A 25,779-nucleotide genomic window follows, 5' to 3' on the forward strand; every position below is an offset into this window, starting at 1 on the left:
GGCCATTCGCGGCGGATTGCACCACCGTCACTTGCGCCGTCGTTTCAGGCCCGCATAGTGGCCGCGTCCAATGTGTGGGGAGGTCCCGATGAAAGCAATTGTCGCGCTTGGAATGACCGTTTTTCTGTCTGCGGAAACAATGGCCCAGGAGCGTTTCGAAATCCCGGAGGATGTCGCTGCCACGGCGCAGGGTCTCGTGGAGACCGCGCTCGACAGTGATCTGGGGTATGAGATCGTGGAATCCCTGACCACCCAGGTCGGCCCGCGCCTCGCCGGGTCGGAAGCGGAAGCCCGCGCCCGCGTCTGGGGTGAAACGCTGGGGGAAGTGCTCGGCTTTGACCGGGTCACCGTGGAAGACTTCACCATGCCCTTCTGGGATCGCGGTGAGCTGACCATCACGATGACGGCTCCTTATGAGCAGGATCTCTACGGCACCGCCCTGGGCGGGTCCGGCACGGGCGAGTTTGAATCCGGCATCGTCTATTTCCGCACGGTCGATGATCTCATCGCCGTGGAGGATGGTGCGCTGGAGGGGCAGATCGCCTTCATTGATGGCGACATGATGGTGCCCAGCCAGACAGGCGCCGGTTATGGTCCCGCCAATCAACGCCGCCGCATTGGCTGGCAGCATGCCGAGCGGGCCGGGGCCAGCGCCCTTGTGGTCCGCTCCGTGGGTTCGGACAGCCATCGCTTTCCGCACACCGGCATGATGAGTGCCATGAATGGCCGCTGGGCCGAAATCCCGGTCATCGCGATCTCCAATCCGGATGCCGACCATCTGCGCCGCCTGCACGAATCCGGCACGCCAATCTCGCTGAGCGTGGATTCCACCGCCGGCTGGCATGGAGATGTGACCAGCGGCAATGTCGTGCTGGAACTGACCGGCCGGGAAAACCCGGACGAGATCGTTCTGATCGGTGGTCATCTGGATAGCTGGGATCTGGGTACGGGCGCGGTCGATGACGGCGCCGGCGTGGCGATCACCACCGCTGCCGCTGCCCTGATCGCGGATCTGCCGGAACGTCCGCGCCGGACCATTCGCGTCGTCATGTTCGGCGCTGAGGAAGTCGGCCTTCTGGGTGCCTTCGCCTATGCGGAGCAGCATGCAGACGAAGTCGACAATCACGTACTGGCAACCGAATCCGATTTCGGCGCCCGCACGATCTGGCAATTCGTCTCCAATGTGTCCGATGACGCGACGCCGGCGGTAGATGCGATCGGGCGCATCATCGCGCCGCTGGGGATTATCCGCGGCGGGTCCGACGAGCCGGGCGGCGGCCCGGACATCATTCCGCTGGCCATGGCCGGTGTTCCGACCGTGCGTCTCAACCAGAACGGCACGGATTATTTCGACCTGCACCACACGCCGGATGACACGCTCGACAAGATCGATCCGGACGAGCTGGCCCAGAATGTCGCCGCCTATGCGGCCCTGGTCTATCTCGCCGCGGAACTGGACGTCGATTTCCGCGAGAGCGGTGAGGAGTAAATTCTCCCAATACGCGAATTTCGCGAAATTCAGATGAATTGTCAGAGGCGGGCTGCGCATGCGGCCCGCCTTTTGATTTGCCATGAAATGGCCTCAGTTGAACCCCGGTTCAGGCCCTCTTCGCCCCGATTTCGTCGCAAATGCCACCTATCCCTTAACTGTTCTCGCGCCTGGGGGGGTGCTGAACCGAGAGGGATGTAGGTCAGCATGATCCGGACGGGGTGTTCCGGATGACGAGAGGCAGCACATGAAGCGCACTGAGGGTGAACGCCGCCGCAGGCCGTGGTTTTCGATTTTCCTGACAATTGTCGCACTCGCCAGTGTGATTACCCTGTTCAATTCCGGCGCCCTCAATGCCGGTCATGGCAGTTTCGGCCGCTATCTCACGCATCTCGCGGATCGGGTCTTCACCGGCCCGGCTGAAGCGCGCACGAGCGCGCCCGCGACCGTTACCCTGGCGGATATCGGCCGGCCTGACGGGCTCTTCATCTCCGGCTATCCGTCTTACGCGTCTCTGAAGCTCCCTGTCGTGCGCGATGCCGAGCTGGGCGAGGTCCGTCTCGTCGTCCGCGGCGTGCAGGATGTCTCTGCCAGCGCTGTCGCCGCCCTGCGCCTGACCGTGAACGGTCAGCGCGTCCTGGAGCGCGTCCTGGCTCCGGGGACCAGGGACTTCGAGTGGACCGTGGCCCTGCCGCGCTCTGCCCTGACCAGCGGCGATCTGGATGTCGGCTTCCAGCTGCACGGCGATCTGCCGGACGAGCTTTGCCATAATGACCGCTCCATCGGTGCCGTTGTGACGATCGACCCATCCAGCGCGGTGGAAATGGATCTGCGCGCGCCGATCCGCTCCCTGCGCGATGTGGTCAGCCTGCTGCCGTCGGATGTCACCATTGCCCTGCCGCAAGCCGGTGACGATTACTTCCCGATGGCGCTGCACCTCGGCGCCCGCATGATCCAGCGCGGCTATTCGGTCAGCTATGCCGACATGTCCGACGTGTCGCGCTTGCGCGGCCGTGGCCTGATCCTGCTGGGCGATGCCGACACGCTGAGCCGGTCCGGCTTCCAGCCTGTCAGTGACAGTGAGCTCCGCGAGAGTGCCACGCTCTGGGAGCGCCGTGGCTATGTGCAGATCGGTCTGACCGACGCGCAGAACGCCTCCGCGGTCGACTTCCTGACCAGTGAACTCCTGCCCATCGCCCGCACCGCCTTCGTCGAGCCGAATGCCTTCCAGGAAGCCTCGCGCCAGACCGCCCAGACCATGTTCGGTGAGATGGGGGTCGACACCTCGGTCCAGAATGTCGCTGAACAACGCAATTGGGACGTAAAATACGGCCTCTCCGCCATGCCGGACGGCCGCGCTCCGGACCGTTTGCGTCTGGAATTGCGCCTGCCGGAAGGCCCGGGCGATTTCACCAATCTGGTCCATACTGAGCTCAATGGCGTGCTGATCGACAGTCGTCACGTCGAGACCGGCCGTCTGAACACCTTCACCCTGGCCCTGCCGCAAGGCGCCCAGGCCCTGCGCAATGACATCCGCGTCTCGGTCCAGCGCCACCGCGAAGCCGGCGGCTGCACGATCACGGCACGCCGCTATCCCATCCAGCTCCTGCCGGAATCGGCGCTGCTCTATGATGATGTCGTGCGTCCGCTGAACGGTCTGGCCGGCCTGCCGCTGGCCTTCAGTGACCGGGTGGAACTCCTGGTGCCGCGTGACCTGGATGGCGAAGAGCGCCTCTCCGTCCTGCAGATGGGTGCCGAGATCGTCGCCAGCTTTGTGCCGGCCCGTACCCGCATTGATCTCACCTATGTCGACCCGTCAGATCCGCGGACCACGGAAGTGCACCGGAACTTCATCGCGCTGAACCACAATCCGTCCAATGCCCAGGCCGCCTTCAATGTCGGCGAAGACACGATCGCCGTGCAGGGCAGCCAGCGGTTTGCCGCGGCGGATATCAGCAATCTGGAATCGGTGGCCGTCCTGCAGACCGCAACCGCCCTGGCGCCGCGTCCGACACGCGGCGCGCTGGACCGGGTGGTCCCCGTGACCGGTTTGATTGCCCACGCCATGGATCGTCCGCCCTCGCTGATGACGGCCCGGATCGGCCAGGAACAGGCCGCCGTGGTCCACGGTCTCGGTGCGGTTCTGATCCTCGACTAACGCCAGTCGGCGCCGGTTTCGTCCGGCGCCGTCTCCGCCTCTTCCTCCCAGTCAGCCGCGTCGTCGGCCTCGCCGAACACGCCGTCCTGCAGCGGTTTGGGTGGGAAGAAGTCGCGCTCCGACGCGCGCAGCGGATAGACCAGGGTGAGGATGGCGCCCAGCGTGTAGTAGGAGCGCAGCAGGCGGAAACCCATATAGAGCGGCATGTAGAACAACAGGTCCGGCCGGCGCCAGAACAGCACGACCAGGCTCGACATGACGAAGGGCATGCCCAGCAGGACAGCAATCACCGTCACCAGATGCGGGTGGTCATATATCCCGCCAAACACGAAGAAGAGCAGGGCGCCATAGATGGCCAGCGGTGCCATCATCGCCCGCCGGGCGCCATTCATCAGCGTGAAGGGCAGGACGACCGCGCCCGTGATCAGATTGCCCTGGAACAGCATGCGCCGGTTATGGGCGGTCACGTGATACAGGCTACGGAACCAGCGCGTTCTCTGCTCGCGCAAATGGGCGATCGTTTCGGGGACTTCCGTCCGGAACCGGGCGGACGGGTCGGACACGGCGCGATAGCCCAGATTGGTCATGCGCAGGACGATATCCGTATCCTCGCCATTCATTTCCTCGGTGATCCCGCCCGCTTCCATCAGCACATCACGGCGATAGATGACGAACATGCCGGGCAGGCCGAGAATCCCGTTGAACGCGCCCAGCGCCACCTGGAAAAAGCCGTGCCGGTTGAGCACTTCGATCGCCCGGAACTTGCCCAGCGTACCATTATTCTTGAAGGGCAGGGGCAGGCCGCCGACCGAGCCGACATTGTCATTGGCGAAATGGCGCATGGCGATGCGCAGCGCTTTCCGGTCGATCTGAGTGTCGGCATCGATCCGGACAATGAAATCCTCATCGATCAGTTCCAACCCGTGATTGAGGGCCTTGGCCTTGCCGGGAACCGGGCTGTCGATCACCTCGCCGCGGGCACAGCGGCAGCGCGCCAGGGCCTCTTCGGCAATCTCGGCCGTATTGTCGACCGAGCAATTATCCATCAACACGATCCGGACCGGCCCGTCATAGCAGGCGGCAGCCGCATCGATTGCGTCGATCGTCTTGGCGATCAGATGGCTCTCATTATGGGCGGGAACCAGGACTGCCACCGGCGGGCTGAACGCTTTGCGGCCGGAGATCTGGTTGCGGATCGTACCCACCAGGCCCAGCTGCAGGGTGAAGAGCTGCTGCGCCAGGAAGACGCCCGGGCCCATCCCGCCCAAGAGGGCGAAATTGCGCAGGGTGACGACGTCTTCATTGAAGACGGTGACGGCGATGGTGGCGCACAGGCCGGCTATCGTGACCGCGCCAAAGACCAGCGCGTACTCGAAGAATTTCCCCCGCCGCTTGACCGGGGATCCGGACGGGCAGGGCAGGCGGGCTTGATTGAGCACGGTGTGCGGAAAGATGGCCAGGCCGGACAGGCCAACCAGGATTTGTTGCACATAGACCGGCCAGACCGCATCGGCATAGGCCCAGGACAGATAGGCCAGATTGTCCACCAGAAGCGCGATGGCACCCAGCTTCAGCAGAAAGCTCAGTCCCAGCCGGATACGGGCCAGGATCGGGCCGTGCGCATAACCGGCATAGGTCACAAAGAAGAGGACCAGGAATATCCGGATCGGCAGGACCGCATTGAACCGGTCCGCCGTGAAGAAGATCAGATCGGTGGGAATGGCGCCGGGCACCCGGTCATTGATGTAGGCGGCACCCGACAGGGCGAGCATTGTCAGGGCAGTGAAGGTGATCAGGAAGCCGTCGGTCGCTGACCGGTCGCGCTTGACGCTGATCCCCTTGGGCGCGCTGTCGACGGACCGGTAAAATTCGGCCGGCTGGACGAAACCGTCCGTGTCTCTGCCCTGCTGGCGTTCGCGACCCGACATCCGACACTCAACCCGTTACAACGCCGGTCCGGCGCATCCCTTGCCAAGCCTGAAGACTAGCAATTTTGTTGCGTCAAAGCGATAGCCTCCGACCGGCTTGGGCGATAAGCTGAAATCCATGTGAAGACAGGGGATTGGTCGTGAAAAACACAGGTTTGAACTGGTTGGGCGGAGTGGCAGCTTGCCTGGTGATGATCCCGTCCCTTGCACACGGCCAGGACGGCCGGTTCGAATACCGATCCGAGAATGGTGTGGAACGGTCCGACCCCTTCATCGACTCCGATACCATCGAGCCGGGCGGCGTGTCCGATCTGGAGACCGGTATCGACAGCAATACCTGGCTGCGCTGGGTCCAGCCGACCGGGCAGGGCCGGGTCTGGCGGTTCGAACAACAGGTTCGCCTGCGCGCCTTCGATGATCGTGATGATCTCAATTCTGTTCTTCTGACCCCGCGCATCCAGTACTGGACGCCGGTCGGGGAAAACTGGCAGGCGCGTTTCAACGGCTCTGCCTCCTGGATGCAGCGTGATGGCGACACGCACTACACCCGGCTGGAAGGCGAGGGGCAGTTGCGCTATCGCGGCGTGGCCAATCGGGAGACCGTCATCCGCCTGCGCCACACGAATTATGATTTCGGCGACCAGGTCGTGGCCGGTCTGGACCAGTCCCAATGGCGTGCCGGCATTGAGCAGTTCTGGTATTCAGAAGACCGCAGGGGCGGTGCGCGCGCGGACCTCTACTACAAGACCGCTGACGCCGATGCTGATCGCTTCTCCCATGATGAATGGCGCGCCCGCGCCCGGGCCTGGACCCCGCTGGGGATGCAGGCGACCGGTCATGTCCAGCTGGAACTGGTCGAGCGCGATTATGACGGGGCGTTTTCCCTGGCCGAGCCTTTCGCCCGGTCCGACAGCCGCTGGGAAGCCGTGGCCGGTGCCGAGCGTCCGTTCGGTGACCGTTTCTCGCTCTATGGCGAGGCCGGCTATGTCGACAATGACTCCAACATCGCCAGCCGGTCCTATTCCGGAGCGATTTTCCGGATCGGTTTCCGCGTTCAGGGCTGAGGCCTAGCTGCCGACAATCCCGTATTCGCCACCCTTCTCCAAAGCCTTCGCATAGGCCGGACGGGCGTGGATGCGGTCCAGCCAGGCGTGGATATTGGGATAGGCTGTCTTGTCCAGGCCGGCCCGCGCCGCGGCGGCTTCCAGCGGAAAGCTCATCTGCATGTCGGCTGCCGTGAACGCATCACCCGCCAGCCATTCCGACTGGCCCAGTACATCTTCGATATAGCGGAAGATATTGTCGATTTCCGGATCCACGAATGCGCGCAGACGGGCCACGATCTGCTTGGCGATGGGTTTGGCAAAGAAGGGCATCTTGGCCTTGCCGATCTGGTCCACGAGAAGCCGGATCAGCATGGGCGGCATGGCCGAGCCTTCTGCGAAATGCATCCAGTAGACATAGGCGCGATGCGCGGCCGTGCCGGCTTCCGGCTTGAGGCCCGGCGCATAGGTGTCGACCAGGTATTCCATGATGGCACCGGACTCGGCGACCGTTACATCCCCGTCAGTCACCACCGGCGACTTGCCCAGCGGGTGGACCGCTTTCAGCGAGGCCGGCGCACGCATGGTCTCACTGTCCCGCATGTACTTCTCGATCGTGTAGTCACAACCGATTTCCTCCAGCAGCCAGAGCACGCGCTGGGAGCGGGAATTATTGAGGTGATGCACTGTGATCATGGCCGTCTTTCCGTCTGGACGCAGAATTTTCGGGAAAGATAGGCCGGAGCGGTGTCAGGGCAATGCCTGCCGTCTCAATTTATGCGGTTGGTCAGTCGATCATTGGGGCGATGCTCTCGCCTTCGGGCGCTTCCCAGCCTTGCAGCTCCAGATCCAGGCCCAGACCGGCATGATTGAGCCGGTGGTTCAGTTCTTCCGCCAGCGCGCGATTGCCGCCCGCCAGATCCATGATCGTGTAGAGGCTGAGCCGGGCGACATGACCGACATGAGTATGGCCGTGATCAGCCAGGGTGAAGGCCAATTCCGTCAGATGAGCCTGCCGCGCACAGAAGGTCAGCAAGTCCTTGTCAGCCAGGGCACGGGCTTCGGCCGAAAGACCGCCGCGGGCGGCTTGTTCTTTCAGAAGCGGGAATGGCATGGATCACCCAATAGCTAGCGGTGCTCAATTCACCGAACACTAGATATTGTGTGCCGCGTGCTGATTCAGGTGAATGCATATTCTATGCATTCACGGTGCTGGATTGTGGAAAACCTCGAAGGCGGGTTCAGATGTCAGCCCAGTAGGCGCGGATGCCCAATTGCTGGAAAACGGCATTCCAGTAATCCATCAGAATGCCGCGCTGCTCGATTTCCCAATTCTCCCGGGGGATCAAACGGATTTCCAGCTGCACCCCGCGCAGGCTGTCGCCGTAGGTGTCCCGGATCGCCGCAGCGACCTCGTCCACCGGCGGCACACGGTCTTCGAAGGCCCGGCGGCGTCCATAGACGGAGAAGACCTCCGAATTCTGCAGCATGTCCGAGACCAGGACGATGCGGCGGCCGGGCACAGTCCGGTCGAAGGCCGGGTCCAGGCCCAGGCGGGCCAGGGCCTCGATGATCGGGGAAGAGGGCGCATCCTTGGGCGTGACCAGGTCGGCCAGGGCGCGGTCCAGTGGCCCGGCAAACAAGGCTTCATAGCGGGCCTGGATGCGTTCCGGATTGCGATAGAGCGGATTGACCTGCTCGCCCGCACCCGGATTGCACAGGGAGAAGCGGTTGGTATTGCGCAGCTCACCGCTTTCATTGAGTTCGTAGAGCGAGAGGCGTTCGCCGACGGCCAGCGCATTGCGTTCCGCCAGGATCAGACCGGCAATATGGTCGGCTTGCGTCGGGGAATAGAGGTCGGTCTTGTCGATCACCACCACGCGGTGCGGCGGTACCGCATCGGCCAGGCACAGGGTCTGGCTGTCATACTCGGCCGGCTTCAGCACGAAGGCGGCGTAGCTGACCGCGCCCAGCACCGCCGCAATGATCACAAGATTGAAAAGCCCGATGGCGTCGCGTCCGGACATGCCCCCTCCGTCGCTGGTGTCCCCATCGGCAGATTCCTCTGCCGATGGGACAAAGCTTAACGCTGGTCGCCCGGTCCGGCCAGATCGTTGCAGATCTCGTCGAGCAGGTTTTTCGCCTCGACCAGGTCTTCCAGTTCACCCTGGGAGAGTTTCTTGGCGTCTTTCCAGCCAGTTTCCAGGGCTTTTTCGAGGTCTCGGGAGGCCGATTCCAGACGGCGGGTCACACCGCCATAGCCCGGAATGGCATCGTCAAATGTGCGGCCCTTGAAGGCGGCGATGACCGCAAAGGTCGAGCCGAGCACGAAGAGCAGCAGGGCTTCCAGTGTCTCGATGCCGAACGGATTGGTCCGGGCTTCGGTCACCGGCGTCAGCACCGTCCCCGTGGTTTCAGCACCACCCAGTGCCAGCGTGGCCGCATTGAATTCCAGCAGATCGCGGAAGTGCGAGGCGGTCAGGTTCAGCATGAGAAGGGCAACCACGGTCAGACCGACACCCACAGCGGCCAGTCCGGCAAGGATCGGCTTGTGGCGGTTGGACATGTGGCGCAGGCCGATGAAGCCCACCAGGAAGAAGGCCGCGATCACATTCGTGAAGGACACGGTGATCGCCTGCAGCCAGCCGCCCAGCAGGCCCAGATCAGAGCCCTTCGAGAAGAAATAGGCATTGGCCAGGCCTTCAAACAGGACCAGCGTCGCCAGCACGGAAAAGTGCAGGATGTGCGATTGCGGATAGATGGCGGCCCGGTCGATCGGCTTGATGGCCGGTTTCGCCTCGGTGCCCGGTGCATCCTCCACGGCGCCGCCCCAGGTGCGGCGGAATTTGCGCAGGTCCGCCAGCCGTGCGCGGGCAATGGCGGAAGCGCGCGACAGCGCAATCATCGCGGCCGGTGACCGCGTGTCACGAAACTCGGCAATCTCCGGACGCATTTCGACGAGGTCGTCTCGGAAATCCGACCGGTCCAGAACTGTTTGATCCAAGGGCATGGCCTCTCCCCCGCTTGAACGCCCGCATGGGCACGTGAACTAGGGTTAATGATCAATTGTGAAGTGAAATGGGGCGGATTAAGGCAATTTGTGGGTGAAAGTGTTCATCCCGGCGAAGGTTGGGATTGAAACCGCCCCCGCACCGGCCCAGTTTTCCGGGCAGGAGATTTAGGGGGAAATCCATGAAAAGCTTTGATGCCAGCCGCCGCAGCCTGCTCAAGGGAGGCGCTGTTGCCGCGCTCACGGCCGGCGCTGCCGGATCCGCCCTCGGTCAGGATCGTGTGACGACCGAGACCGTCCAGTGCGCCGAAGCTCTCTTCGACATCGAATACACCGAAGCCGAACGTGAACAGGTGGTTCTGGAGATCGATGAATGGATCGCCCAGAAATCGCGCCTGCGGGCCGTCGACAAGCCGAATGCGCTCGCTCCGGCCACCGTCTTTGATCCGCGCCTGCCAGGCGCCAGCTTTCGCGAACAGACCGCCGGTCTCACCCCGTCCGGCCAGTCCGCCGGGCCTCTGCCCTCGGACGATGCCGACATCGCCTTTGCACCGGTCTGGAAACTCTCATCCTGGATCGCCAGCGGAGCCCTGTCGTCGCGCCGCCTCACCGAAATCTATCTCTCGCGGATCGAACAATATGGTTCCCGCCTGGAATGCTTTGTCACCGTGACACCGGATGTCGCGCGCGCCGAAGCGGATGCCTGCGACGCCGACCTGGCGGCCGGCCGTCATCGCGGTCCGTTGCACGGCATTCCCTATGGCATGAAGGACATCATCGATGTCGCCGGTATTCCCGCCACCTGGGGTGCGGAACCCTATCGCGACCGCGTCGCCGAGAGTGATGCCCATATCGCCACCCTCCTGCGCGAGGCCGGCGCCGTCCTTCTCGGCAAGACCACGAATGGCGCGATCGCCTATGGTGACCGCTGGTTTGATGGCCTGACCCGCAATCCTTTCAATCCGAATGAGGGCTCTTCCGGCTCCAGCGCCGGTTCGGCTTCGGCCACCTCGGCCGCCCTGGTCGGATTCGGGATCGGCACCGAGACGCTCGGTTCCATCGTCTCGCCCTCCAATCGCTGCGGCACGACCGGGCTGCGTCCGACCTTCGGCCGGGTCTCCCGCGCCGGCGCCATGGCCTTGTGCTGGTCGCTCGACAAGATCGGTCCGATTTGCCGCGCCGTGGAGGATACGGCCTTCGTTCTCTCCGCGATCAATGGCTATGATTCAGGCGACGCCGGATCGATTGCCATGGGATTGGATATTGATGCCGGAATGGACGTGCGGGGCATGCGCGTCGGTTACAATCCGTCATGGTTCGAGTCCGGTTCTGATGCCGATCGGGCCGCATTGCAGGCCGCCCGTGATGCCGGTGTGGACCTGGTCGAGTTCGAACTGCCCCAGCGTCGCATCGATGCGCTCTATGCTGTCGTGGAGGCCGAGTCCGCGGCGGCTTTCGAGCATCTCACCCTGTCTGGCGAGGATGACAGCATGGTCTGGCAGGCGCCGAATGCCTGGCCGAACACCTGGCGCCGTGCCCGTTTCATTTCAGCGGTCGACCTGATCAATATCGACCGTCTGCGCCGTCAGGTCATGCAGGATATGGCTGAGGTTTTTGAAGGGCTTGATGCAATCATCGGCCCGAACTACGCCGCCGGAATGCTGGTCATCACCAATTATACCGGCCACCCGCAACTTGCCTTCCGCTCCGGTTTCTCCGAACAGCCCTCCCGCACGATTTTCGGCGGCAACCAGCCCGGCGCCGAGGGGCCGCGCTTCACCGTGCCGCAGACCACCAGCCTGTGGGCGCCCCTGTTCGAGGAAGGCAAGATCGTCGCGCTGGGGCGGGCGATCGAAGCCCGGCTCGGCGTCTCGGAGACCCGTCCGCCGGAATTCGGCTAGCCCCCAACCATTTGAAAAAGGGCGGAAAACCGCCTGAGGGAGAGATATGAAATACTATGACTACACCGCTGCGCCCAATCCGCGCCGCGCCCGCATTTTCATGGCCGAAAAAGGCATTGAAGTTGAAACCATCCAGGTCGATCTGGGGGAGAAGGCCCAGTTCGAGGACTGGTTCCGCGCCGTCAATCCACGCTGCACCGTGCCCGCTCTCCAGCTCGAGGACGGTACCGTGCTGTGCGATAACGCCTCGATCGCCCGCTATCTGGAAGAGGTTTATCCCCAACCGCCCCTGATGGGCTCGACCCCGGTCGAGAAAGCCCTGGTCGCGGAATGGTGGGTCCGGGTGGAAAGCGAAGGCATGATGGGCGTCGCCGAAGCCCTGCGGAACCGGTCCGAATTCTTCAAGGACAATGCCATCACCGGCCCGCAGCGGTATTCGCAGATCCCCGAACTCGCCGAACGCGGCCGGGCCCGTGCGGAAGCCTTCCTGAAAGTCATGGATGAGCGCCTGCAGGAAACCGCTTTCCTGGCCGGGGACAATTTCAGCGCTGCCGACATCGCCGGCCTGACCCTGATCGACTTCTGCCGCTGGATCAAATTGCCGGTCCCCGAAGAGTATGAAGCCTTGCACCGCTGGTATGAAGCGGTCGCAAACCGGCCCAGTGCCAAGGCCTAGCCCGGCTTGCGGGGTGGGTAGATCGTCTCGCCTTTCAGCTTGAGTTCGAACAGGTCCGGCCGGGAATAATGACCGGCCGGATCGCAGGCCGACTTTGCTTTGCGCACTTCGTCCAGCGAGGCATCGGCCATCAGAATGCCTTCGCCTTCCATCGGTCCGGCAATGATCTCGCCGCGCGGATCAATGATCGCGCTCTGCCCGGTATGCTCGAACGTGCTCAGCGAGCGGAAGCGTTCAGGCACATGCTCGTTCAGCCGCAAGCCGGCCGGTGCAATGACATAGGCCCCGGCCTGGCTGGCAAAGGCGCGCGACAGCAGGATCTGGCGGGACCAGACCGGATCGCGCGGCGCCTGTTCCGGCTCGCGTCCGGGCCAGGCGGCGATATGGATCTGCGTGCCCTGGGCGATCAGGCTGAAGCCGGGCAGGACGATATTGTGCTCCCAGCAATTCAACCCGGACAGGCGGCCATAGGGCCGCTCATGCACGCGCAGCCCCTCGGCATCGCCATCCGCCCAGACCGAACGCTCATGATGCGTCGGCTTCAGCTTGCGGTGCCGGCCGAGAATCTCGCCGTCGCGGCTGATGAAGACGAGGCTGGCATAGACGGTCCCGCGCGTTGCCGGATCGAGCTCGGCGATCCCGATTACGACGTCGATCCCGGCCTGGCGCGCCGCCTGGCAGAGCCGGTCCGTTTCCGGGCCGGGCAGGGTGATGGCGTTTTCCAGATAGGCGGCGGCCGCTTCCCACCAGACATCGCCCAGCGGCGCTTCGATGAAGAAGGGATATCCGGGCAGCCATGTCTCGCCAAACGCGGCAATCGTGGCGCCCTTGCGACCGGCTTCCGCAATCAGCTCACAGGCCTTTTCCAGCGAGGCCGCCTTGTCGAAGAAGACCGGAGCGGCCTGGATGGCCGCCAGTTTCAGGGTCTCGCCTGCCATCTCCGGTCAGTCCGCCTCTGCGCCCGGATCATACATGTCGAACCAGCGCAGGATTTCACCGACCTTGCTCAACAGGCGGCTGGGCCGTGAATTCGAGATCGAGTGGAAACTGTCAGGAATGACGACCAGCCGGGTCGGCACACCACGAAGATGCAGGGCGGAATAGTATTGTTCCGTCTCTGACCGCGGCGTGCGGACATCGGCTCCGCCGACCATCATCAGGGTCGGTGTGGAGACATTGCCCACCAGCGAGAGCGGCGAGCGGCGCCAATATTCCTCCGGATCCTCCCAGGGCGCGCTGGCGAACCAGTAGCGGTAGAAGAATTGCGGGAGGTCGGAATAGAGCACAAAACTGGACCAATTGATCACGGGTTTGACGACAGCGGCTGCGGCGAACCGGTCGGTATTGCCGATGATCCAGGCCGTCAGCACACCGCCACCGGATCCACCGGTTACGAAGAGCCGTTCCTCATCGATGAAGCCGCGGGCGATCATGTGATCCACCGCGCCCATCAGGTCATCATAATCATGACCGGGATAATCGTGATGGATCAGGTTGGCGAACTCATAGCCATAGGAGGTCGAGCCGCGCGGATTGGTGTAGAGCACGACATAGCCCGCCGCCGCATAGAGCTGGAATTCGGCGGAAAAACTGGGGCCATAGGCTGAGAAGGGGCCGCCATGGATTTCCAGCAGGAGCGGGTATTCCCGCGATGGGTCAAAGTCTGGCGGATACAGGACCCAGCCCTGGATTTCCCGGCCGTCATGCGGCGAGGCCCAGCGGATATCCTCGGCCTCCGACAGGCTGAGACGCGGCAATATGTCGGCATTCAGATCTGTGATCCGGGTGAGTTCGCCGCCGGCTGGTCCGACCGCGATTTCCGCCGGTATCATTGAAGAGCCTGCTGTGACGGCCAGCACATCCGTGTCGGATACGGAGAAGCTCCCGCCGGTATAGGCGCGGCCAAAGGTCGGCCCGATCAGTCCGCTGGCAACCGGCTCGATTGCCCCGTCCAGTGATACGCGCGCGATATCCGTACCGCCATGATCGTCATACTGGATGTAGAGCGACTGGCCGTCCGCGCTCCACTGGTAGGCATTGATGGTGCGGTCCAGCGCCTCGGTCAGGGAAACCGGCTCACCCGCATCCGGTCCGGCCAGATAGAGCTCGGTATTGTGATAGCCCATCCGTTGGTCATCGAAACCAAGATAGGCGAGATGGCGGCCGTCCGGCGAGGGTTGCGGATTGGTGTCCGGGCCGCGCCGGTCGGTGAGCCGGGTGATCGATCCGTCTTCCAGCATCAGGCGGAACAGCTCGGAGTCCGGTGCCTGTCCTTCGCCGTCCGACCGGCGGTCGGCAGAGAAGACCAGCGAAGCGCCATCGCGGTCCCAGGCAAAATCGCCCGATGCGCCGAGTTCATCATCGGTCAGCTGCCGGACTTCGGCACCATCCACGGCCATCAGGAAAAGCTGCAGCCGGCCATTGGGAATATTGCCGCTTCCGTCGAACCGGAAATTGAGCCGGTCCTCGACCTGGGCGGCCGGGGCCCAGTCATGCTCGCCACGATCGGGCAGGGGGGCTGCTGCCACGCCTGGCGCCATGACAAAAGCCGCCCAGGCGATATGTTCGCCGTCCGGTGACCAGGCGAGATCATTCAGGCCCGTTTCCAGATTGGTCAGCTTGGTGACGCGCCCATTCTCACGGTCATAGACCTGCAAGGACGCGCCGGTATCGCTTTGCATGACAAAAGCGAGGAATTGCCCGTCGGGCGACCAGCGCGGCGTGTGGCTCTCGCCATTCGCGGCGGTGAGCGGACGCAGGTTTTCTCCGTCCGCCGAGACCAGCCAGATGGCCGATCGCGTGCGGTCTGTCTCGATGTCATTTGTGCGACGCACAAAGGCGACCACCATACCGTCGGCTGAAATTTGCGGGCTGGAAGCGGCTTCCAGCTCAAACACGTCTTCCGGCTGTATCGGACGGGGTGGCTGGGCCCAGATCGGGGAGCAAAACAAGACCGAAATGATTAATGCAGCAATACGAATCGTCACAATTCCACTCCCTGAGCCCGGCGTGAGTGTAAGCCGGTGAGAGCGGGTTTCGCAATCAGCGATCCTCTCGGATGTGACAGGTATGCAACACAGGGTCGGAAAACGCCCCAAAAAGCAGCCGCTGCAGGTGCGAAGGCGCAAAATTGCAGAAAACCGTCTTCACGTGGCGGGAGAAATTGATAAGTGTCCGGCCGCGACCATACCCGACTTAGGAAACTGGTCGTGAACGACAGGCGGTCCCAAGCCGCCGACCAACGGGAGGAAGATAGAGTATGTCAGCGATTCATCGCACCCTTTTGCTTGCCGCAACATCTGCCATCGCCCTGACCTCGGGCGCAGCTGTCGCCCAGGAAGCTCGCACCGTGGACGTCATCACCGTGACGGCCCAGAAGCGTGAGCAGGGCATCCAGGACGTGCCGGTTGCCGTCACGGCCTATAACGAAGAACTGCTCACCAATGCCGGTGTGAGCGACATCAAGGATCTGGCCGTTATCGCGCCGGGCCTGAATGTCACCTCGACCTCGAACGAGTATTCCACCACTGTCCGCATCCGCGGCATCGGTACCGTGGGTGACAACCCGGGTCTGGAATCCTCCGTCGGCGTCGTGATCGACGGTGTGCCGCGTTCGCGCAACGGCATCAGCTTCGGCGATCTGGGGGAACTGTCCGCCATCGAAGTCCTGCGGGGCCCGCAGGGTACGCTATTCGGCGCCAACACGTCGGCCGGTATCATCAATATCCGCACCAAGCGCCCGGAATACGAGTTCGGTGCCCATGCCGAGGCCACCGTGTCCGGCGGCGGCGCGGACGGCTGGGGCCTGGCCGGTGGTGTCACCGGTGGTCTCACCGACAATGTCGCCATGCGCCTCTATGGTGCCACGCGTGAGCGCGACGGCTTCCAGACGGTGAACACCTTCTCCGGTCCGCGCACCGAGACGGAAGACGCCAACCAGAACTTCTACACCATGCGTGGCCAGGTCCTGTTCGACCTGTCCGACAATGTCAGCGTCCTCCTCGGCGCCGACTACACCAGCCGCGATGAAGATTGCTGCGCCGCGCCGAGCCTGGTCTCCGGCCCGACCGCTGGCATCGTCAACGCCCTGGTGCCGGGTGCCCGCGAACTGCCGGGTTCGGAAGATCCGTTCGCCCGCGTCGTGAACTCCAACCGTCCGACCACGCAGGAAATCGAAGATTATGGTTTCCAGGGTGAGCTGAACTGGGCGTTCGACAATTTCGACCTGACCGTGATCGCTTCCGACCGTGACTTCTCCGTGATGTCCGGCCAGGACACCGACTTCACGGGCATGGATGCTGTCTACCGCCTGGCGGATGACAACACGGTCGATTTTGCGTCGACCACGTTCGAAGCCCGCCTGTCCGGTGCGACCGACAATTTCGACTGGATGGTCGGCACCTACTACTCCAACGAGACGCTCGTTCGCCGTGACGCCATCCTGACGGGTGCGCATTTCGAACCCTTCCTGTCCCTGCTGGCCTCCGGCGGCACGTCGGCCACGACGATCGTCGACATCGCCAATGCAGCCGGCGCTGTCTCGGCCGCACTCGGCAATCCGGTCCCGGGCTTTGTCGGTCTGGCTCCGGGCCAGGGCATCCCGGCCGGTGCCTGGAACGTGAATGGCGATACCTACACCCAGGGTTCCGAAAGCCTGTCTTTCTTCACCCACAACACTTGGCGCATCACGGACAGCACGGACCTGACCTTCGGTCTGCGTCACACGTCCACGGAAAAAGCCGCCACCTTCGATTGGGGTGACAGCGAAAGCCCGGCTTGTGCCGTGTGGGAACACGCTGTGGGTCCGGCTCTCGACTTCACCACGCCTCAGGCCCAGACCTTCCTGTCTGTCCTGTCCGGCGCGTCCGGTCTGCCGGCTGCCAGCCTCGCCCAGCTGGGCACGTTCACCTGCCTCCCGCAGTCGCGTGACGTGTTCAGCCTGATCGACCACACCCAGTCGTTTGAAGAGAACGAGCTGTCGGGCATGGCGTCCGTCTCGCACCGCTTCACCGATGACGTGCTGGCCTATGGTACGTATTCGCGCGGCTACAAGGCCGGTGGTTTCAACCTCGACCGCTTCACGCAAGCCGGTACGCAGGCTGTGAACTTCACCAGTGTTCTGGCCAATCCGGAAACCTATCCGGCGGCCTTCGCACCGGAAACGGTCGACAGCTTCGAGATCGGTATCAAGACGGAGTGGGCCAATGACACGATCCTGGCCAACTTCTACCTGTTCCGTTCCGACTTCGAGAACTACCAGCTGAACACGTTCAACGGCATTTCCTTCTTCGTCACCTCGATCGACGGTGCGTCGACTCAGGGTGGTGAAATGGAAATCCTGTGGCTGCCGGAATCTCTTCCGGGCCTGACGGTTCAGGGTGGCGTGACCTATGCGGACGCGGCTTATGACACGTTCGCTCCGACGGGTACCGCCGATGTGGACGCCCTGTCCGGCCAGAACTTCTCGCTCTCGCCGAAATGGTACACGTCCGGTGCGATCACCTATGAAGGTGATTTCGACAACGGCATGACCTGGCTGGCGCACCTCGATGGCCGCTGGGTGTCGGAACAGAATACCGGTTCCGACCTCGACGCCGAGAAGATCCAGGAAGCCTATGCGATCTTCAACGGCCGCGTGGGTGTCACCTCGGCCGACGAGAGCTGGTCGCTGGAACTGTGGGGCCGCAACCTGTTTGACGAAGACTACATCCAGGTCGGCTTCGACGGTCCGTTCCAGTCGGGCTCCTTCAACGCCTTCCTGGGCCAGCCGCGGACCTATGGTCTGACGCTGCGCGCCCGCTACTAAGCCCGTCAAACGGCTCTGAAATCGGGAAGGGCCGGGGCAATCGCTCCGGCCCTTTCTCGTTGGGGTTACAAAGCGGCATTCTGCCCTCTGGAGGGGCGGCTTTTTTAATGCTACTCCCGGAATCAGCCGCTTGCCCTGAAACTGCCGAATTCGGCTGATTGAACCCTGCGCGGGGATGGTATTTCACGCGATGATGAATTTCTTGAAGACGACCCGGGTTCGCAAAGTCCTGCTGATTTCAGCAGCGGCCGTGTTCAGCGCGGCTGTGCTTCTGTTTTCGGTCGGTCCGTTTTCCGTGGGCGCGATTGAGGCCCGCCTCCAGGCTGGGGCCGAGTCGGCGCTCAGCCTGCGCGGTCATGATTGGGCGCATGTGCGCATGAATGGCCAGACGGCCATCGTGACCGGTGCCGCGCCCACCGATACGGCCCGCGCCGACGCGCTCTCCACTGTGGCCGCCTCCACCTGGTCCGGCGGTCGGGTTGCCGGCGGCGTCACCCGCGTCATCGATGAGACCGTGGATGCGCGCCTAGAGCATGGTTTCGTCTTCCGCGCTGATGTGGCCATGAATGGCCGGGTCCTGCTGCGCGGCGATGCGACAGACGCATCGGCCCGCGAAGCGCTGACGCGTTATGCGGAAAACCAGTTTGCCCATGGCGCCGATACGGATTTGACCCTAGTTCCGGGCGGTTCGGCGTCCGCGGCCTGGCAGGACACAGCGACGCGCCTGCTCGGCCAGCTGGCCCGGCTCGACCGGGGCGCGCTGGTGCTGCAATCCAGTTATGGCGTTCTGGTTGGTGAGGCGGCCAATCCGCAGACCGCGCAATCGGTGGCCTCGGCCCTGTCCAGCTTGCCGGAACCCTATCAGGGCGCCTGGATCATTACGCCGACCGGCATGCCGGCCCAGGCCCATGTGCCGGACGTTGAGGCCTGTGCCGCGATCATCCGCGCAGCCCAGGGCGCCGACACGCTACGCTTTGATCGTCAGGGCTCATCGCCCAGCCCGTTGACCGCCGTCGCCCTGCGCCGTGTCGGCCGGGTGTTCCAGTCCTGCCCGTCCGACTCGCACCTCACCGTCAGCGTGCTGCGTGAGGCCCTGGCCGCGGGGCTGGACACGGCCCGCGTGGACGAGGTCGCTGTCCTTCTGGGCAATGGCGTGGCCGAGGACCCGCGGGTCACGGTAGAATTGGTTCAGGATCAGGACCGGGCGATCCGGTTCTCAGTTACGACACTCGGGGGTTAGCGCATGTTCTACCTGGTCTGGCAGATGGGTCTCCTCTTGCTCGCGGCAATCGCGGCCGGTGTCTTCATTGGCTACCAGATCTGGAGCGGTGATGCGCGCAGCGCCGAGGCCGACAAGGCCCTGGCCGAGAATGCGCGCCTGCGCCAGGAAAACGAGAATCTGGCCCGCCGTCTGGGCGAAGCCTCGGTGAAAGCGACCCCGGTTGAAGCCAAACCGGCCGAAGCCAAGCCGGCCGAAGCCAAGCCTGTGGCCGCACCGGTCGAGGACGCCAAACCGGAACCGGTCGCCGAACCGGCCAAGCCGAAACCGGCGGCCAAGCCCAAGTCAGCCGCCAAACCGAAAGCGGCGGCCAAGGCCAAGGCAACGCCCAAGCCGGCTTCACCGGCCGGGCAGGACGATCTGACGAAGATCAAGGGGCTGGGTCCCAAAGCGGCGGCCGCGCTGCAGGCGGGGGGGGTAACCCGCTTCGCCGATATCGCCGAGTGGACCGAGACCGATGTCGAGGTCTGGGATGACCGGATCAATGGCCGCGGCCGGATCGTGCGCGATCAGTGGGTGGAACAGGCCAAATCCCTGTCGGCCTAGTCCGGTGGATCAGGCTGAACTCAGCGCTTTCTGCCAGGCCATGCCTGCCACTTCGCACGTTGTGCAATGGGGTGGCGCGGATGTCTGGAAAGTGGGCGGCAAGGTTTTCGTCGTGGCGAGTTTCGATCCGGAGGAGGGGCCGCGCTTCTCCTTCAAGGTCTCCGACCTGTCCTTTGAAATCCTCAAGGAACAACCCGGCCTGCGCCCGGCACCCTATCTGGCGTCGCGCGGCATGACCTGGATCCAGCATTATGCGGAACCCGGGCTGAGCCCGGATGATCTCAAGGCCTATATCACCGACAGCCACCGCATTGTCGGCTCCGGTCTCAGCAAGAAGAAACAGCGCGAGCTGGGTTTGCTGGACTAGTCCCCGGCTTCGTATTCCAGGATGGCCCGGGCATCATAGGCATCGGCCTGATCGGGCCGCTCGCCCGTGCGCAGCACGATTTCCAGCCCGACTTCCTTGTCGCCGGCATTGCCATCGATCCGGATACCGATCCCGACCCCGCTGCCGGAGAACCCACCGGATCCCCAAGTGTGTCCCACGGACCCACCGACGCCGACAGGATTGCGATCATTGCCGTCGCGATGACGCGAGACCACGAGGAACCAGTCCATGCCTTCGCGCAGGGTCAGTTCGGCTGCCCGGCGCAGGGCGAAATCCTCGGCCTGCTGGAAAGTCGTGTCCGATCCGGCGGCAAAGCGGACCCGATACCGGTCCTGCTCGATCCGAGTCTCGGAGAAGCCACGGTCCGAGCCATTTGCCGGTTCATAATGTGTCGGCGTAGAGGCGCAGGCTGCCAAAGCCAGCACGGTCAGGGTCACCAGGGTGCGCTTCATGTCGGGGCCTCGCTTTTGGGACCGGACCACTCTGCCACAGTTTTCCTGTATCGCTCATGAACATCTCGAGGGGGTCTTTCTCGAACGCGCGTGGTGTGAAACTCTGCACGCGCTGCGGGTGTGTGAATGCGGGAGATGTGCGTGAGATCGAAAAGTGTGTTTGGTGCTGCGTTGGCGGTCTTGCTGGTTGCGGTACCTGCGACGGCCCAGCAGGAGATGACATACTCGCGGGCCCTGCAGGAGGGACGGTATCTGGCTGCACTCGACATGATTGAGCCACCGGCCCACTACCCGCCGGAAGTGGCCAGCCAGATCGTGGCTCAACTGGAACAGTCGGTCTTCACCATGTCAGGCCGACACTTCCTCGGTTATGGCATGTCTGAAGGATGGAGCGCTCCCCCGCCTGCCGAGCCACTGAGTGCCGATCTCGCGGGGCTCGAGCCGGTCGATGCGGTGGACGCCATCCTTGAGGCTGCGATCGGCCACCGCATCGTGATCATCAACGAAGCCCATAATGACGCCCAGCATCGTGCTTTTGCGACCTTGTTGCTGCGAAGACTGGTGCAGGACGGGTTCACACATTTCGCCGCAGAGACATTCGGTTTGACCGAGCCGGTCGAGACGGCTGAAGCGCTGGGCTATCCGACGCTCGGGATGGGGTTCTACTCAAGGGAACCGGTTTTCGGAGACCTTGTTCGAACGGCGATGTCGCTCGACATGGCATTGGTTCGGTATGAAGCCACTGCTGAGCAGCGCTGTTCGGGCGAGTGCGATCAGGCCGCCCAGATTCGGGCGAGGGAGCGGGCACAGGCGTCCAATCTTGCGGAATTCCTGGAGGCCAATCCCGACAGCCGGGTTGTGGTTTTTGTGGGCTTCCAGCATCTCGATGAGACCGGTGACACGGACGGGGATGGTGTCCTCAATGGCTGGATGGCGGCAGAGTTGCAAGCTTTGACTGGGATCGATCCGCTGACGGTCGACCAACAGCAGGGCACAACCTATGCCGACCGCATCAGTAATCCCGTTTCTGCGAGCCTGGCGGAGTCCTTTGAACTCACCCGGCCGACGGCGTTCCGGGACGCCGGGAGCGGCTGGTTCAACGAGGTCCGCCACAGAACCGTCGACATGCTTGTCGTGCACCCCTTCCTCCAAGCGGGCCAAGGCGGCCGTCCGGCCTGGTTGGCAATGGGCGGGTATCGCAGCCCTCACACCGTCAGCGATCTGCCGGCGCAGGGTCCCTTCCTGGTGCAGGCATTCGTCGCGGGCGAAGGTGAGGGTGCTATCCCGATGGATCAGTATCTGGTCCGTGAGGAAGAGACCGGCCCGGTGACGTTGATGCTGCCCACGGGCCGGTATCGTCTGGTGCTGCAGCTGCCGGGAGAGGAAGACCGCTCGCTGGGCGAAATCGAGATCCCCTAGGCCAGTTCCTCCTCATTCATGCCCAGGCGTTCCAGCATCACCACCGCACTGTCGGCGATGATCGTGCCGGGCGGGAAGACGGCGGCAGCGCCCATCTGGCGCAGGACCGGTTCATCATCGGGCGGGATCACACCGCCGACGATGACCAGGATGTCCTCGCGCCCCTGATCGCGTAGCGCATCGCGCAATTGCGGCACCAGGGTCAGGTGACCGGCAGCAAGCGAGGAGGCCGCTGCGGCGTCCACATTCTCTTGCGCGGCCAGTTCGGCGGCTTCTTCGGGCGTCTGGAAGAGCGGACCGATCACCACATCCCAGCCCAGATCCATATAGGCCGAGGCGACCACTTTCTGGCCGCGGTCATGACCATCCTGGCCCAGCTTGGCGATCAGGATTTTCGGCTTCTTGCCATGGCGTTTTGCGAAGGCCTCGGCCATCGCCCGGGCCTTGGCCACGCGATCATCATCGCCGGCCGCTTCGCCATAGACACCGGTCACGGCACGGATTTCCGCGACATGGCGGTTGAAGGCCTTTTCCATCGCATCGGAAATTTCGCCGACTGTGGCCTTCGCACGCGCCGCCTTGACCGCGAGGTCGAGCAGATTGCCCTGACCCTGTTCAGCGGCGCGGGTGATGTCCTCCAGCGTGCTCTGCACTTCGGCCGGGTCCCGCTCGGCGCGTAGCTTCTCGAGTTTCTCGATCTGCTGTTTGCGCACCAGGTAATTGTCGACCTTGAGCACCGGCACATCTTCCTCCTCGGCGAGGCGGAATTTGTTGACGCCGGTAATGGTCTGGCGGCCGCTATCGATCAGCGCCTGGGTGCGGGCCGCGGCTTCCTCGATGCGAAGCTTGGGAATGCCCGCCTCGATCGCCTTGGCCATGCCGCCCTGGGCGTCGACCTCGGCGATATGGTCAAGCGCGCGGGCCGCGAGATCATGGGTCAGGCGCTCGATATAATGGCTGCCACCCCAGGGATCGATCGCATCGCAAAGATGCGCTTCACCGGCCAGCAGGAGCTGGGTGTTCCGCGCGATCCGGGCCGAGAAATCCGTCGGCAGGGCCAGCGCTTCGTCCAGCGAATTGGTGTGCAGGGACTGGGTGTGCCCGTCCACAGCCGCGATGGCTTCCAGCGCCGTGCGGCCGACATTGTTGAACACATCCTGTGCCGCCAGCGACCAGCCGGAAGTCTGGCAGTGCGTGCGCAGACAGATCGACTTGTCCGACTTGGGATTGAAGCGTTCCTTCACCAGCTTCGCCCAAAGCAGGCGCGCAGCCCGCAGCTTGGCGATCTCCATGAAGACATTCATGCCGATGCCGAAGAAGAAGGAGAGGCGCGGCGCGAAGGCGTCCACGTCGAGGCCCGCATCAATCCCGGTCTGGATGTATTCCAGACCGTCCGCGATCGTATAGGCCAGTTCCAGGTCCGCCGGCGCGCCGGCTTCCTGCATGTGATAGCCGGAGATCGAGATCGAGTTGAACCGCGGCATGTGTGTCGAGGTGTACTCGAAAATGTCCGAGATGATCCGCATCGAAGGCGAGGGCGGATAGATATAGGTATTGCGGACCATGAACTCCTTGAGAATGTCGTTCTGGATCGTCCCCGAGAGTTGTTCCGGCTTCACGCCCTGTTCCTCGGCCGCCACGATATAGAGCGCCATCACCGGCAGGACGGCGCCATTCATCGTCATCGAGACTGACATCTGGTCCAGCGGAATGCCGTCGAACAGGGTGCGCGTGTCGTAAATGCTGTCGATCGCCACGCCAGCCATGCCGACATCGCCCGCCACGCGCGGATGGTCGCTGTCATAGCCGCGGTGCGTGGCCAGGTCGAAAGCGACCGAGAGGCCCTTCTGGCCGGCGGCCAGATTGCGGCGATAGAAGGCGTTGGAATCCTCGGCGGTGGAGAAACCGGCATATTGCCGGATCGTCCAGGGCCGCTGCAGGAACATGGTCGGATAGGGGCCGCGCACGAAGGGGGCCGCACCCGGAACCGAGCCCAGGAAGTCGATACCCTCGGCATCGCTGGCGCGGTATTGCGGCTGGACGGCAATGCCCTCCGCCGTGTTCCAGGCCTCGCGGCTTCCGGTGCCGGCGCTATGGGCTTCGCCCAGATCGATCATCGTGAAATCGGGGAAAGTGCTCATTGGGCGGCCTCCTCGAAATCTGCCGCCAGCCGCATGGCCGTCAGCGCGCCTTCCGGTGCGTCCGGTTCGGGCCAGCGGTCCAGCGTTTCCACCGCCCGCGGGTCCGGGTCGACATATTGGGTGACGCCCAGGATCGGCGTCTGGCCGTCTTCAATCAGGGCCAGGCGCTTGTCGCGGACCTCGCGGATATCCTCTTGCAGCCAGCCTTTGGCGAAGGCCTCGACCAGCCCGCCCTTGGCTTCGATCGTCTGGAACAGGGCCCAGGCCTCCCGGGCGAGACCATCCGACAGGCTTTCATGCAAATAGGAGCCGGCGGCCGGATCGGTGACCGCGCCGAGATGGCTCTCCTCGGCCAGCAGGATGTGCAGATTGCGGGCCACGCGGCGGGCAAACCCGGTCGGGCGTCCGATGGCCTCGGTCAGCGGGCGCACTGTGATGGCATCAGCCCCACCGGCCGCCGCGGCAAAGCCGGCGCAGGCATTGCGGATCAGATTGGTCCAAGGATCCTTGGCCGACAGCATGCGGGCCGAGGTGCTGGCCTGCAGGCTCAGCCGCGTGGCGTCGCCTGTTGCACCGAAGCTCTCGACAATCCGCGCAAAGATGCGGCGGGCCGCGCGCAGTTTGGCGATGGTCAGATGGATGTCCGCATCGGCCGACAGGCGCGCCTCGATCAGGCCGGCCGCGCTGTTCGCGTCCAGGCCAGCCTCCATCATTAGCCGCATATAGGTCGCCGCCGAGGCCGCCATCAGGGCCAGTTCCTGGGTCTCCGATCCGCCGGCCTCGAAGGCCAGGGCCGCTTCCAGGCGGAAGACTTTCAGCTGCGGGAAGGCTTCGCGGGTCAGTTGGACCAGATCGACAGCCTTGGGGAAGCATTGATCATCCAGGGCGATACCCTGACGCGCGGCCCGCTCGATCGGGTGCAGGCCCAGCCCGCCGCCCAGCGTCTCGCCATCCAGCCGGCGCTTGGCGAACAGGGCGAGCAGGAGGTGGGCGTGATGACCCTGGCCGTTCAGGCTGTCCAGATGGATCGGAGCGATCGAGAGGTCGACCCCCTTCAGGGCCGCATCCAGCAGTTCGAGTTCATTGGCCTTGAGCCCGAAAGCGCCGGTCGAATCGAGGCGCAATTCCAGTTCGGATACACCGCCCATGAGATCATCCAGGGCTGCCGTATTGGCGCGTTCAGGATCGGCTTCCACAAGGGTCTGGCGCATGCCCCAGGGCAGGTCGAGGTCGCGCGGGGCCGTATCCACCGCATGCGTGCCCTCAGGCCGGTCAAAGAAAACCGGGCCGCGCTTGATGCCGTCAATCGTCTCGCGATTCAGGGTGTCGAACTGGGCGCCGCGAAGCGCTTTTTCTGCCAAGCCTTGCCAGGCTGAGGCTTCAATAGCCGGAAATCCCGCAGCCAAGGCGCGGATAGTATCACTCATCGTGCTGTCCTCTCCTCGCGCGCCTCCCCGGCCAGAGAGCGCCACACGGGCAGGAGAAAAGGCACCAAGCCCTCGAAGGTCAAGTACGGATGCAGATCAGGGACAGTCGCGCGTGA

Annotated in this window: 20 protein-coding genes; 10 read left to right on the top strand and 10 right to left on the bottom strand. The window is 63.7% G+C overall.

Annotation, left to right across the window (positions count from 1 at the left end; translation table 11 throughout):
• Nucleotides 1–139 precede the first annotated feature (139 nt).
• Nucleotides 140–1,489 carry a M20/M25/M40 family metallo-hydrolase gene (locus I0K07_RS06880; RefSeq protein ID WP_420828480.1) on the top strand — a complete coding sequence of 450 codons (1,350 nt, stop codon included), beginning with the start codon at nucleotides 140–142 and terminating at the stop codon, nucleotides 1,487–1,489.
• 247 nt (nucleotides 1,490–1,736) lie between these two features.
• Nucleotides 1,737–3,647: a cellulose biosynthesis cyclic di-GMP-binding regulatory protein BcsB gene (locus tag I0K07_RS06885; RefSeq protein ID WP_203292100.1), complete on the top strand. Its 1,911-nt coding sequence runs from the start codon at nucleotides 1,737–1,739 to the stop codon at nucleotides 3,645–3,647.
• Here the strand turns inward: I0K07_RS06885 and I0K07_RS06890 are convergent.
• The gene (locus I0K07_RS06890) at nucleotides 3,644–5,575 is read right to left on the bottom strand and encodes a glycosyltransferase family 2 protein (RefSeq protein WP_203292101.1); all 1,932 of its coding nucleotides are present in this window, start codon (nucleotides 5,573–5,575) and stop codon (nucleotides 3,644–3,646) included. The genes I0K07_RS06885 and I0K07_RS06890 overlap by 4 nt on opposite strands.
• Nucleotides 5,576–5,715: 140 nt before the next feature.
• Between I0K07_RS06890 and I0K07_RS06895 the strand changes: the two genes are divergently transcribed.
• A complete protein-coding gene (locus I0K07_RS06895; protein ID WP_203292102.1) occupies nucleotides 5,716–6,639 on the top strand; it encodes a hypothetical protein in 924 nt (307 codons plus the stop codon).
• Between the two features lie 3 nt (nucleotides 6,640–6,642).
• Here I0K07_RS06895 and I0K07_RS06900 read toward each other — a convergent pair whose 3' ends face one another.
• From I0K07_RS06900 to I0K07_RS06915, 4 genes are all read right to left on the bottom strand, one after another.
• The gene (locus I0K07_RS06900; RefSeq protein WP_203292103.1) at nucleotides 6,643–7,314 is read right to left on the bottom strand and encodes a glutathione S-transferase family protein; all 672 of its coding nucleotides are present in this window, start codon (nucleotides 7,312–7,314) and stop codon (nucleotides 6,643–6,645) included.
• Between the two features lie 91 nt (nucleotides 7,315–7,405).
• Entirely contained in the window at nucleotides 7,406–7,732 is a 327-nt protein-coding gene (locus I0K07_RS06905; protein ID WP_203292104.1) for a hypothetical protein, read from the bottom strand.
• A 127-nt stretch (nucleotides 7,733–7,859) separates the two neighbouring features.
• Complete coding sequence (locus I0K07_RS06910; RefSeq protein WP_203292105.1) at nucleotides 7,860–8,645, bottom strand: hypothetical protein; 786 nt, start codon at nucleotides 8,643–8,645, stop codon at nucleotides 7,860–7,862.
• Between the two features lie 56 nt (nucleotides 8,646–8,701).
• On the bottom strand, nucleotides 8,702–9,628 hold the full coding sequence (locus I0K07_RS06915) for a hypothetical protein (protein WP_203292106.1): 927 nt from the start codon (nucleotides 9,626–9,628) through the stop codon (nucleotides 8,702–8,704).
• A 182-nt stretch (nucleotides 9,629–9,810) separates the two neighbouring features.
• On the opposite strand from I0K07_RS06915, the gene I0K07_RS06920 reads away from it, so the two are divergent.
• Entirely contained in the window at nucleotides 9,811–11,529 is a 1,719-nt protein-coding gene (locus tag I0K07_RS06920) for an amidase (protein WP_203292107.1), read from the top strand.
• 46 nt (nucleotides 11,530–11,575) lie between these two features.
• Complete coding sequence (locus I0K07_RS06925; RefSeq protein ID WP_203292108.1) at nucleotides 11,576–12,205, top strand: glutathione S-transferase family protein; 630 nt, start codon at nucleotides 11,576–11,578, stop codon at nucleotides 12,203–12,205.
• Here I0K07_RS06925 and I0K07_RS06930 read toward each other — a convergent pair.
• The gene (locus I0K07_RS06930) at nucleotides 12,202–13,143 is read right to left on the bottom strand and encodes a carbon-nitrogen hydrolase family protein (RefSeq protein ID WP_203292109.1); all 942 of its coding nucleotides are present in this window, start codon (nucleotides 13,141–13,143) and stop codon (nucleotides 12,202–12,204) included. The two genes, I0K07_RS06925 and I0K07_RS06930, sit on opposite strands and share 4 nt — an antisense overlap.
• Nucleotides 13,144–13,149: 6 nt before the next feature.
• Entirely contained in the window at nucleotides 13,150–15,192 is a 2,043-nt protein-coding gene (locus tag I0K07_RS06935; RefSeq protein WP_338041036.1) for a S9 family peptidase, read from the bottom strand.
• A 272-nt stretch (nucleotides 15,193–15,464) separates the two neighbouring features.
• Here I0K07_RS06935 and I0K07_RS06940 point away from each other — a divergent pair, with 272 nt between their 5' ends.
• The 4 genes from I0K07_RS06940 to I0K07_RS06955 all read left to right on the top strand — a co-directional run bounded on the left by I0K07_RS06940 (nucleotide 15,465) and on the right by I0K07_RS06955 (nucleotide 20,203).
• Nucleotides 15,465–18,011 (top strand): TonB-dependent receptor, encoded by a 2,547-nt coding sequence (locus tag I0K07_RS06940; RefSeq protein WP_203292110.1) that lies wholly within the window; start codon nucleotides 15,465–15,467, stop codon nucleotides 18,009–18,011.
• Nucleotides 18,012–18,201: 190 nt separating this feature from the next.
• Nucleotides 18,202–19,251 (top strand): hypothetical protein, encoded by a 1,050-nt coding sequence (locus I0K07_RS06945; RefSeq protein WP_203292111.1) that lies wholly within the window; start codon nucleotides 18,202–18,204, stop codon nucleotides 19,249–19,251.
• Nucleotides 19,252–19,254: 3 nt separating this feature from the next.
• Nucleotides 19,255–19,836 carry a hypothetical protein gene (locus I0K07_RS06950; RefSeq protein WP_203292112.1) on the top strand — a complete coding sequence of 194 codons (582 nt, stop codon included), beginning with the start codon at nucleotides 19,255–19,257 and terminating at the stop codon, nucleotides 19,834–19,836.
• 4 nt (nucleotides 19,837–19,840) lie between these two features.
• Nucleotides 19,841–20,203 carry an MmcQ/YjbR family DNA-binding protein gene (locus tag I0K07_RS06955; RefSeq protein WP_203292113.1) on the top strand — a complete coding sequence of 121 codons (363 nt, stop codon included), beginning with the start codon at nucleotides 19,841–19,843 and terminating at the stop codon, nucleotides 20,201–20,203.
• Here I0K07_RS06955 and I0K07_RS06960 read toward each other — a convergent pair.
• On the bottom strand, nucleotides 20,200–20,676 hold the full coding sequence (locus I0K07_RS06960; RefSeq protein ID WP_203292114.1) for a CC0125/CC1285 family lipoprotein: 477 nt from the start codon (nucleotides 20,674–20,676) through the stop codon (nucleotides 20,200–20,202). The two genes, I0K07_RS06955 and I0K07_RS06960, sit on opposite strands and share 4 nt — an antisense overlap.
• Nucleotides 20,677–20,817: 141 nt before the next feature.
• On the opposite strand from I0K07_RS06960, the gene I0K07_RS06965 reads away from it, so the two are divergent.
• Nucleotides 20,818–22,095: a hypothetical protein gene (locus I0K07_RS06965; RefSeq protein ID WP_203292115.1), complete on the top strand. Its 1,278-nt coding sequence runs from the start codon at nucleotides 20,818–20,820 to the stop codon at nucleotides 22,093–22,095.
• On the opposite strand, the gene scpA is transcribed toward I0K07_RS06965, so the two are convergent.
• The gene (scpA, locus tag I0K07_RS06970) at nucleotides 22,092–24,236 is read right to left on the bottom strand and encodes a methylmalonyl-CoA mutase (protein ID WP_203292116.1); all 2,145 of its coding nucleotides are present in this window, start codon (nucleotides 24,234–24,236) and stop codon (nucleotides 22,092–22,094) included. The two genes, I0K07_RS06965 and scpA, sit on opposite strands and share 4 nt — an antisense overlap.
• A complete protein-coding gene (locus I0K07_RS06975) occupies nucleotides 24,233–25,663 on the bottom strand; it encodes a methylmalonyl-CoA mutase family protein (protein WP_203292117.1) in 1,431 nt (476 codons plus the stop codon). Before I0K07_RS06975 ends, scpA begins: the two co-directional genes overlap by 4 nt.
• Nucleotides 25,664–25,779: the final 116 nt, after the last annotated feature.

The organism is Maricaulis parjimensis (assembly GCF_016817355.1).
In the GTDB taxonomy this organism is placed as follows: Bacteria; Pseudomonadota; Alphaproteobacteria; order Caulobacterales; family Maricaulaceae; genus Maricaulis; species Maricaulis parjimensis.